This window comes from Streptomyces sp. NPDC057743, assembly GCF_042798755.1.
In the GTDB taxonomy this organism is placed as follows: domain Bacteria; phylum Actinomycetota; class Actinomycetes; order Streptomycetales; family Streptomycetaceae; genus Streptomyces.
Window position 1 is genome coordinate 39651 of sequence record NZ_JBHVJX010000030.1, and the last position, 9147, is coordinate 48797.

Sequence of the window (9147 nt, forward strand, 5' to 3'; positions counted from 1 at the left end):
CTCCCCACGACACACGCCCGACATCAACCCGTCACGCTGACCGGGAATCATCCGCCAACTCCCCCTGTTGTCCACGGACATGACTGTTGGAGTTGCGCTCAATCCCCTCAACCCCGCCAACCAGATAGACGCGAGCGTGGAGCTCGCCAGGGAAGCCGCGGCCGCCGGACTGCGATCCGCCTGGTTCGGGCAGCCCCTCGGGGTCGACTCGCCCCAGTTGGCCGCGCTCGTCGGTCGCGAGGTGCCCGGACTGCACGTGGGCACGTCCGCCATCCCCGTCTTCGGACGACACCCGCTGGCCGTCTCCAGCCAGGCACAGACCGCACAGGCGGCCACGCACGGCCGCTACCACCTCGGCCTGGCGCTCGGCACCAAGCTGTTGGTCGAAGGCGGCTTCGGGATCCCCTTCGAACGCCCCGTCGCCCGCCTGCGGGAATTCATCACCGCCCTACGGCAGTTGATCGAGACCGGCAGCGCCGACTTCCGCGGCGAACTGCTCACCGCCAACACCCCGATCCCGGCCCGCGTGCCCGGCGCGGAGTCCGGCGTCCCGATACTCGTCGCCGCCATGGGCCCCAAGGCACTGCGGGCCAGCGGTGAACTGGCGGACGGCATCCTGCCGTACCTCGCCGGGCCCCGCGCGCTGGCCGAACACATCGTGCCGGCCGTCACCGCGGCCGCCGAGGCCGCCGGGCGTCCCGCTCCCCGCATCGTGGCGATGGTCCACGGCGTGGTCACCGACGACGTCGAGGCGGTACGGGCCACCGTCACCGAGAACCTCGCCTTCTACGAGCAGATCCCCTCCTACGCGAGGGTCATCGAGCTGTCCGGCGCCCAACGGGCCGTCGATGTGGCCGTGATCGGCGACGAGGAGACCGTCGCCGCCGAGGTCCAGCGCTACCGGGACGCCGGAGCGAGCGAGGTGGTGCTCGTCGGGACGGAGGTCGCCGGTGACGCCGATCGACGCCGCACCTGGAAGCTGCTGGGCGAACTCGCCGGCTGACCACCCAGCGGCCGCCGGAATAACGGATGCCCCAGCCAACAGGCATCCGCTACGGTGGCCGCATGTCTACGCCCCGAATTTCCTAGCTGCGGATCCGCTTCCACGCCAGAAGTGTGTCCTTCGCTGTTTTCGGAGCGTTTAAGCATGATCACCGTTCGTGATGTCGAACTGCGCGCGGGTGCCCGCCTGCTGCTGTCCGACGTCTCCCTCACCGTCTCGCCCGGCGACCGGATCGGCCTGGTCGGCCGCAACGGGGCGGGCAAGACCACCCTGATGACCGCGCTCGCGGGCCACACCAAGCCCGCGACCGGCACCATCACCCGCACCGGCCCGGTCGGCCACCTCGCCCAGGACTCCCGCGCGGCCGACCCGAGCCAGACGGTCACCGACCGGATCCTGTCCGCCCGCGGCCTGGACGTCGCCCGCCAGCGGCTCAGCGCCGCCGAGTCCGCGCTGGCCGACGCCGACGGCGGCCGCGCGCTGGACCGGGCGATGACCGCCTACGCCGGCGCCGAGGCCGCCTTCCAGGCCGCCGGCGGCTATGCGGCCCAGGCCGAGGCGGCCCGGGTGGCCGCCGGCCTCGGGCTGCCCGAACGGGCCCTCGGCGGGCCCGTCGGCGCACTCTCCGGCGGCCAGCGGCGCCGCGTCGAACTGGCCCGCATCCTCTTCGCCGGCGACCACGGCACGCTGCTCCTGGACGAGCCGACCAACCACCTCGACGCGGACTCGCTCGCCTGGCTGCGCACCTTCCTCCGCTCCCACCAGGGCGGCCTGGTCGTCATCAGCCACGACACCGGCCTGCTCGCCGACGTGGTCAACCGCGTCCTCCACCTCGACGCCACCCGCGCCGCGATCGACCTCCACAACACCGGCTGGGCCGCGTACTTGGCCCAGCGCGAGGCGGACGCCCGACGCCGCACCCGCGAGCGCGCCAACGCCGAACGCAAGGCCACGGCGCTGCGCACCCAGGCGGAGAAGATGAAGGCCCGCTCGGCGACCGCCACGATGGCCAGGAGCATGGCCCGCCGCGCCGACCGCCTGCTCGCCGACCTGGAACCGGCCCGGCGCACCGAGAAGACCGCCCGCATCCGCCTGCCCGAGCCGCATCCCTGCGGCCGGATGCCGCTCGGCGCGATCAGCCTGACCAAGTCCTACGGCGAACACCAGGTCCTGCGCGGCGTGGACCTCGCCGTCGACCGGGGCAGCCGACTGGTGATCCTCGGCCTCAACGGGGCCGGAAAGACCACCCTGTTGCGCCTCCTCGCCGGCGCGGAGACCCCGGACACCGGGCGGGTGGTGCACGGCCAGGGGCTACGGCTCGGCTACTTCGCCCAGGAGCACGACACCCTCGACGGCGCCCGCACCGTCCAAGACAACCTGGCCGCGGCCGCCCCGCACCTCACCGACCAGGAACGCCGGCGCGTGCTCGGCGCGTTCCTGTTCACAGGGGACGACGCCGACAAACCCGCCGGCGTCCTGTCCGGCGGCGAGAAGACCCGGCTCGCACTGGCCGGACTGGTCCACTCCGGAGCCAATGTGCTGCTCCTGGACGAGCCGACCAACAACCTCGACCCCGCCTCGCGTGACGAGGTGCTGGCCGCCGTCGACTCCTACCCCGGAGCGATCGTGATGGTCACCCACGACGAGGGTGCCCTGGACGCCCTGCACCCCGACCGCGTCCTGCTGCTGCCGGACGCGGACGAGGACCTGTGGAGCGACGAGTACCGGGAGTTGGCCACGCTCGCCTAGGGGCTACCGGGCCCTGACCCAGCGGGCAGGCCCGCAACGCACCGAGGTCCGGTCCGCGACCGCGGACCGGACCTCAGGGCGGGCTGCGTCAGGAGGTGGGGCTGGGCGAGGGGGAGGCCGTCGGGCCCGCGGCCGCCACCCGCTGGGCCTCCTTGGTCACCAGAGCGGTCAGCTTGCTCGGGGTCAGCTTGGTGGTGGGGTTGGCGATGGTCTTCCCGTTGAGCTGCACGACCGGGACCGGACCGAGACCCGAACTGGCGTATTCCTGCTGGGACTTGGTCACCCAGCCCTGTCGTGTGCCGCGGTCCAGGCAGAGGTTGAAGGCGTCGTGCTCGATCTTCCCGGCCTTCTTGGCCATCTTCTTCAGCAGCGTGCGGTTCTTGAAGTCGTCCTGCTGCGGAGCCGGCTGGTGCGCCCAGACCTGGTCCATGAACTGGCTGAACCGCCCCTGGTCCTGAGCGCAAGCGGCCGCGGCGGCGGCCTCCTTGGCGCCCGAACCGCCGTACTGGTGGTCGCTCGCGGTCACCAGGCGGTAGTTGATCTGCGCCTGGCCGGACGCGAGGAGCTGGCCGAACGTCTTGGAGTACTGCTGGGCGAAGGCCCGCGACTCCGGGCTCCGCGGGTCCTCGTACACCGTCAAGGTGACCGGAATGGTCGGCTTGACCGGAAGGGCCAGCTTGTCTCCGCCGGTCACCGTCCCCACGGCATTGGACGGCGGCTGGAACGCGGTGGCCTCGCCGGACCGGGCGTACTGGCCGATCCAGGCCGCAGCGCCACAGATCACGGCGAGGCCGACGCCGATCACCGCGTAGTTGCGCCAGTTGCCGCGAGGGCCCTTTCGCGTCGCTTCGCTGCCGTTCTTGTTGTGCCCTGCGGAGGCCACCATGGGAACCCTTTCACCAGGTCAATCGATGTGCTCGCCGACGACGCCGTGCTCCGCGCCACGCCGCCCGAGCGGCGACCGCGGGGCGCGGTTCACCGCTGCGGCACGCACAGTGTGGCAGCATTCGCCGGCTGCCGGGGGCCCGGGTCCGGGTGCGGCCCCGTACGGAGCGCCGGAGGGCGGCCGCCGCCACCACCCCGTAGTCACACGGCGGTGGCGGCGCCGACCGTACCGTCGCTGGTGAGCCGGCGCAGGGCGAGCAGACCGCCGACGCCGGGGAGGCAGGCGAGCAGCACCGACCGGCCGGTGCGGTGTGGGTCGCGGGCGACGGCCCCGATGGTGAAGAGGTAGGCGCAGCCGTGCAACGGGCCGGCGAGCGAGGAGACCGCCGGCAGGTGCAGCGTGGCCAGGTTGGTCAGCAGGATGATCAGCGAGACCAGTTCAACGGTGGCCGCGGCGCGCAGCGGTCGGCGGGTGTTCGGAACGGACACGTCATGCTCCTGTGGTCGAGCCGGGACGAATGATCATGAGGATCGTGACCGTCGCCCAGAGCAGGTTGAACAGCCCGGTGAACATGGCCAGTTGGGCGGGGCGGTGGGGCGGCGCGGTGGTCGGCCCGTCGCCGTCGACGGCGGTCAGCAGGGCCTCCTGCCGGGGCAGCACCAGGGCGACCAGGACGCCGGCGGCGGCCGCGGTCAGGGCGATGGAGGCGATCAACCAGGCATCGCCCAGGACCCCCATGACGGAGGCGGTGGCGAAGCCGAACACCGGCACGGCCATGCCGATGCCCGCGTACACCCGGCAGATGCGGTGCAGCAGCCGGACGGTGCCCACCGCGTCCGCCCCGCCCCCGCCCATCTGGGCGCGGCGGACGGCGGGCGGGAACATGCTGGCGGCCACGGTGACCGGGCCGACCGCGACGATGGCGGCCAGCACGTGCAGCGAAAGCAAAATCTTGGTCATCGGTCGGCAACCGTCCAGGAGGAGCGGGCGAGGGCCCGGGGCCGGGGGAGCGCGTGGTCCATGTGCGGAAGAGGCTTTCTCGTTGAGTGAGCGAAGGGAGGTGAGTGATCGAAGGGAGGCGAGCGAGCGAAGGAGGCTGGTCGATCGAAGGGGGCTGATGGTTCGAGGGGACCTGGAGGGGCGAAGGGGGCCGGGTCAGAAGGGGAGGGCCAGCGCGGGCGCGGCGCCGGCGGCGGACCAGACGGTGCCGCGACGCTCGTGGGCGAAGATCCGCTCGACGGCGCGCGCCACCCGGGGGCCGATCTCGCGCTCGACGAGGTAGAGGGCAAGATCGAGACCGGAGGTGACCCCGCCGCTGGTGATCAGATCGCCGTCGTCGACCACCCGGGCGTCGACGTGCTCGGCGCCGGTGGCCGTCAGCAACTCCCGCCCCAGATCGTGGCTGTTGACCGAACGCCCCGTGATGAGACCGGCCATCGCAAGCAGCAGCGATCCGCCGCAGACCGCCGTCACCAGCGTGTCCGGCCGGGTCAGCGCCGCACCGACCAGCCGCGTCAGGTCGGTGTCGACGGCCCGGCGCAGAATCCCCGGAATGGTCCGGGCCCGCTCCGCCTCGCCCAGCCCCGTCGGATCGCGCAGATCGCCCACCGCCCCGGGCAGTACGATCACGTCGGCGCGCGCGGGATCCAGCGCCGCGGTGGCGCGCAGGGACACCGCCGCCAACCCACTGGGCACCTCCCGCGCCCCCTCGGCGCTCACCAACTCGACGCGGACGGCCCCCTCGGTGAGCATGCCGGCGCAGTGCAGCACCTCGTAGGGCGCGATGACGTCCAGCGGGTCGAAGCCGTCGAACAGTACGGAGTGGACGAGCATGCGGTGCCTCTTCTCCCGTCGTGACCAGCAGTGCGCGCCCCACGCTAGAAAGATCGACCCGCCTCCCACAGTGGCCGGAATGACAACTTTCCACGGATTCTCGCCAATGCCCTGGAGTGCAGCTATGCGGCCCCGGATGCCCGTCCACCACGGGACTGGCCACTGGCGAGAATCCCACTATCGTGTCGCCATGCACACCGTGGCCATCCTCGCCCTGGACCATGTGGTGCCGTTCGACATGGCGGCACCCCTGGAGATCTTCGGCCGCACCCGGCTGCCCGACGGACGCCGCCCCTACCGGACACGGATCTGCGCCCCCACGCCCCAGGTGCGCACCGACGGCTTCACCCTCAACGTCGCATGGGGACTGGACGCACTGGCGGAGGCCGACACCGTCATCGTGCCCGGCTGCTCGGAACAGGCCGGCGCACCGCACCCGGAGGCCCTGCGGGCGCTCCGCGAAGCGGCGGCCGCCGGCACCCGCATCGCCTCGGTCTGCGTCGGCGCCTTCGTCCTCGCCGAGGCGGGACTACTGGACGGACTGCGCGCCACCACCCACTGGATCGCGGCCGCCGAACTCGCCCGCCGCTACCCGCGCATCGAGGTCCAGCCCGACGTCCTCTACGTCGACAACGGCCAGTTCCTCACCTCGGCCGGCGCCGCCGCCAGCCTGGACCTCTGCCTCCACATGATCCGCCGCGACCTCGGCTCGGCGATCGCCGCGGACGCCGCCCGACTGTCCGTCATGCCGCTCGAACGCGAGGGCGGCCAGGCGCAGTTCATCGTCCACGAGCACCCACCGGTGCCCCAGGGCTCCACGCTCCAGCCCGTCCTCGACTGGATCGAGGACAACCTCGCCCACGAGATCACTCTCAAGGCCATGGCCGCCCGCTCCGGCATGAGTGAACGGACCTTCAGCCGCCGCTTCCGCGAACAGACCGGCACCACCCCGCTCCAGTGGCTGCTACGCGCCCGGGTCCGCCGGGCCCAATACCTCCTGGAGAACACCGACCATGCGGTCGAACGCATCGCCCACCAGGCCGGTTTCGGCTCGCCGACCGCCTTCCGGGACCGGTTCCGCCGGGTGGTCGGCACCACCCCGCAGTCCTACCGCGCCGCCTTCCACGGCCGCCCGGCGTCGGACCCGCCCCGGCTGCCCGCCCGACGAACCGAGCCCGTCACCACTCCGCCCGCAGCACGCCCGTGACGACGGCGACCACACGTACGGCGTCGTGGTCGTCACCGCCTGAAAGCCCCGTGCAGTAAACCGGTGAGGGCCAACGTCCGCTTCCGTTAGCGTAGTTCGGCCCCAGGGCCGGCCGATGGCCCGTGGCCTCGACGTCCGTCCGGCGGCATACCGCCACAGGAAAGGCACCCCATGACCTCTGCCCAGCACCTGCCCATGACCGTGAAGACCATGACCGTGCGCGGCCTGCGCCTCGCCTACGCGGATGCCGGCGGGCCGGGGGCGCCGGTGTTGGCCCTGCACGGGCACTTCGGTCGGGCCCGGCAGTTCGCCGGGCTGGCCGCCGCGCTGGCGCCGGAGTTCCGGGTGATCGCACTGGAGCAGCGCGCCCACGGCCAGAGCGACCGCGACGACGACCTGACCCCCGACGCCTACACCGCCGACGCCGCCGCGTTCGTTGGGGAGTTGGGACTGGGGCCGCTGCCGGTGCTCGGCCACTCGATGGGCGGCGTCGTGGGCTTCCGGCTGGCCGCGCACCACCCGGAACTCGTCCGGTCGCTGATCGTCGAGGAGGGCGGCGCGCTCAACCGCCGCCCCGAGGTGGCGCATCCGGTCCTCGACGTGCGTGACTGGCCGTGCCGGGCGCCGACGCTGGGCGAACTGCGCCGCCAGGTGGAGGCGCACGGCATCCCGGACGCCGGCTATTTCCTGGAGAGCGCCGTCGAACGGCCCGACGGCTGGGGGTTCCTCTTCGACTACGAGGACATGGTCCGGTCGCAGGAGCTGCTCGTCGGTGACTGGTGGCCCGACTGGCTCGGCTCCACCTGCCCGGCGCTGCTGGTGCACGGCCTGGACAGCGGCATCCTGCCGACGCCGATGGCGCGGGACATGGCCGAACGCCGACCGCACACCACCCTGCGGGAGTTCCCCCACTGCGGCCACTGGGTACACGACGACGCCCCGACCCAATTCGCCGCGGCAGTACGGGAGTTCCTCACGGCACAGACGGAGAATCACAGCTCCCGCGTCATGAACGCACTGTGGGGATCGGGCCGGTAGGCCGCGAACGGCGCGCAGGGGGCGAAGCCGAACTTCTCGTAGAGCTTCCTGGCGGGCAGGAAGAAGTCGCCCGCGCCGGTCTCCAGGCTCAGCCGGGTGCAGCCGAGGGACCTGGCCTCGGCGATGAGATGTTCCAACAACAGGGAGGCGATCCCGCTCCGCTTGCGGGCCGGGTCGGTGCGCATCGACTTGAGTTCGGTGTGCCGGGCGTCCAGTCGCTTGAGCGCACCGCACCCCACCAGCCGGTCGTCGTCGCGCACCGTCCAGAAGGTGACTTCGGGCCTACGGAGGCCGTCGAGGTCGAGGGCGTGCTTGCTCTCGGGCGGCGAGATCGCGCGCATCTGCTCGACGTGCTCGGTGAGGAAAGCGGCGATCTCGGGTCCGGAGAGGTCGTCCACGGCGATCTGCACGGCGGTGCTCTCCTTCGGTACGTGTACTGCCTGCGCGCCCCATTGTGGCTGCCGTTGGCTGGAGTTGTGACTTCCTCCGTGCGTTCCGTGCGTTCCGTGCGAGCGGAGTTGCGGTTCAGGCCGGTGTGTACCCCCGGCTGCGGACCAGTTCGCGAACGAGTCGGGTGAAGGCGCGCACGGCGGCGCTGCGGTAGGCGTCGGAGCGGCGGAGCAGGGCGACCGTGCGGGTGGGGAGCGCGGGGGCGAGGGGGAGGGGCGCCAGGTGCGGATGGTCGTGGGTGATCGCGTCGGGCAGGACGGTGGCCAGCGAGGTGCGTCGGACGATCTCGGTGAGTGCCTGGATGGAGTTGGCCTCCACCGCGATGCGGGGGTTGACGTGGTGCTGCTCGAAGTAGCCGTCGATGTGGACACGGGTGGCGAAGTCACCGCTGAGGAGGGCGAGTTGGCGGTCCGTCAGTTCGGCCACCGGGAGTGGTTGTGGGTGGCCGGTGCCGGGCTCGGGGGCGGCGGTGACCAGACTGAGGGTCTCGGTGAACAGGTCCGCCGCCTCGATCCCGGGCAGATGCGGACCCGTGAACGCGATGCCGAGATCGAGGTCGTCGTCCAACAGGGCCGCCTCGATGCGGTCCTGGGTCATCTCCCGGACGGCCAGCGTGACTCCGGGGTGCCTGGCGTGCAGTTCGGCGGTGAGCGGGCCGACGAGATAGGCGGTGAACGTCGGGGTGAGCCCCAGGCGCAGATGACCGCGGGACAGGTCCTGCACGTCGTTGACGGCCCGCTCGGCCGCGGCCAGGTCGCGCAGCGCATGCCTGGCGTGCTGCGCGTACGCCTCGCCGGCATCGGTCAGCCGCACGGTACGGCCGGTGCGGTCCAGCAACTGCACCCCCACGGTCCGCTCCAACTGCTTGATCTGCTGGGAGAGGGTCGGCTGGGAGATGTGCAGGTCCTCGGCGGCGCGGGTGAAGTTGCCGTGTTCCGCCACGGCGAGCAGATAGCGCAGATGACGCAGTTCCAGGGCCAT

At 72.1% G+C, this 9147-nt stretch carries 10 protein-coding genes; 4 read left to right on the forward strand and 6 right to left on the reverse strand.

Annotated features, from left to right (window positions below; genetic code table 11):
• Window positions 1-79: 79 nt before the first annotated feature.
• Both ACFVFQ_RS28880 and ACFVFQ_RS28885 read left to right on the forward strand, forming a co-directional pair.
• Window positions 80-1003, forward strand: a complete 924-nt coding sequence (locus ACFVFQ_RS28880; protein ID WP_383421430.1) for an LLM class F420-dependent oxidoreductase — start codon at window positions 80-82, stop codon at window positions 1001-1003.
• A 144-nt stretch (window positions 1004-1147) separates the two neighbouring features.
• A complete protein-coding gene (locus tag ACFVFQ_RS28885) occupies window positions 1148-2752 on the forward strand; it encodes an ABC-F family ATP-binding cassette domain-containing protein (RefSeq protein ID WP_383421433.1) in 1605 nt (534 codons plus the stop codon).
• Window positions 2753-2840: 88 nt separating this feature from the next.
• Here the strand turns inward: ACFVFQ_RS28885 and ACFVFQ_RS28890 are convergent, their stop codons facing one another.
• The 4 genes from ACFVFQ_RS28890 to ACFVFQ_RS28905 form a co-directional block, all read right to left on the reverse strand.
• Window positions 2841-3638 (reverse strand): DsbA family protein, encoded by a 798-nt coding sequence (locus ACFVFQ_RS28890; protein WP_383421436.1) that lies wholly within the window; start codon window positions 3636-3638, stop codon window positions 2841-2843.
• Window positions 3639-3838: 200 nt separating this feature from the next.
• The gene (locus tag ACFVFQ_RS28895; RefSeq protein WP_383421439.1) at window positions 3839-4126 is read right to left on the reverse strand and encodes a DUF3817 domain-containing protein; all 288 of its coding nucleotides are present in this window, start codon (window positions 4124-4126) and stop codon (window positions 3839-3841) included.
• 1 nt (window position 4127) lies between these two features.
• Window positions 4128-4598, reverse strand: coding sequence for a hypothetical protein (locus ACFVFQ_RS28900; RefSeq protein ID WP_383421442.1), 471 nt, complete (start codon window positions 4596-4598; stop codon window positions 4128-4130).
• 195 nt (window positions 4599-4793) lie between these two features.
• Window positions 4794-5471 (reverse strand): DJ-1/PfpI family protein, encoded by a 678-nt coding sequence (locus tag ACFVFQ_RS28905; protein WP_383421445.1) that lies wholly within the window; start codon window positions 5469-5471, stop codon window positions 4794-4796.
• 190 nt (window positions 5472-5661) lie between these two features.
• Here ACFVFQ_RS28905 and ACFVFQ_RS28910 point away from each other — a divergent pair, with 190 nt between their 5' ends.
• Window positions 5662-6678, forward strand: a complete 1017-nt coding sequence (locus ACFVFQ_RS28910) for a GlxA family transcriptional regulator (protein ID WP_383421448.1) — start codon at window positions 5662-5664, stop codon at window positions 6676-6678.
• 171 nt (window positions 6679-6849) lie between these two features.
• Window positions 6850-7716, forward strand: a complete 867-nt coding sequence (locus ACFVFQ_RS28915; RefSeq protein WP_383421451.1) for an alpha/beta fold hydrolase — start codon at window positions 6850-6852, stop codon at window positions 7714-7716.
• Here ACFVFQ_RS28915 and ACFVFQ_RS28920 read toward each other — a convergent pair.
• Together ACFVFQ_RS28920 and cynR are read right to left on the reverse strand one after the other, a co-directional pair.
• Window positions 7671-8126, reverse strand: a complete 456-nt coding sequence (locus tag ACFVFQ_RS28920; RefSeq protein ID WP_383421454.1) for a GNAT family N-acetyltransferase — start codon at window positions 8124-8126, stop codon at window positions 7671-7673. The two genes, ACFVFQ_RS28915 and ACFVFQ_RS28920, sit on opposite strands and share 46 nt — an antisense overlap.
• A gap of 115 nt (window positions 8127-8241) precedes the next feature.
• Window positions 8242-9147 (reverse strand): transcriptional regulator CynR, encoded by a 906-nt coding sequence (gene cynR, locus ACFVFQ_RS28925; protein WP_383421457.1) that lies wholly within the window; start codon window positions 9145-9147, stop codon window positions 8242-8244.

Coding starts and splice junctions, on each gene's coding strand:
- ACFVFQ_RS28880 (WP_383421430.1), top strand. CDS start 80: ATGACTGTTGGAGTTGCGCTCAATCCCCTCAACCCCGCCAACCAGATA.
- ACFVFQ_RS28885 (WP_383421433.1), top strand. CDS start 1,148: ATGATCACCGTTCGTGATGTCGAACTGCGCGCGGGTGCCCGCCTGCTG.
- ACFVFQ_RS28890 (WP_383421436.1), bottom strand. CDS start 3,638: ATGGTGGCCTCCGCAGGGCACAACAAGAACGGCAGCGAAGCGACGCGA.
- ACFVFQ_RS28900 (WP_383421442.1), bottom strand. CDS start 4,598: ATGACCAAGATTTTGCTTTCGCTGCACGTGCTGGCCGCCATCGTCGCG.
- ACFVFQ_RS28905 (WP_383421445.1), bottom strand. CDS start 5,471: ATGCTCGTCCACTCCGTACTGTTCGACGGCTTCGACCCGCTGGACGTC.
- ACFVFQ_RS28910 (WP_383421448.1), top strand. CDS start 5,662: ATGCACACCGTGGCCATCCTCGCCCTGGACCATGTGGTGCCGTTCGAC.
- ACFVFQ_RS28915 (WP_383421451.1), top strand. CDS start 6,850: ATGACCTCTGCCCAGCACCTGCCCATGACCGTGAAGACCATGACCGTG.
- cynR (WP_383421457.1), bottom strand. CDS start 9,147: ATGGCCCTGGAACTGCGTCATCTGCGCTATCTGCTCGCCGTGGCGGAA.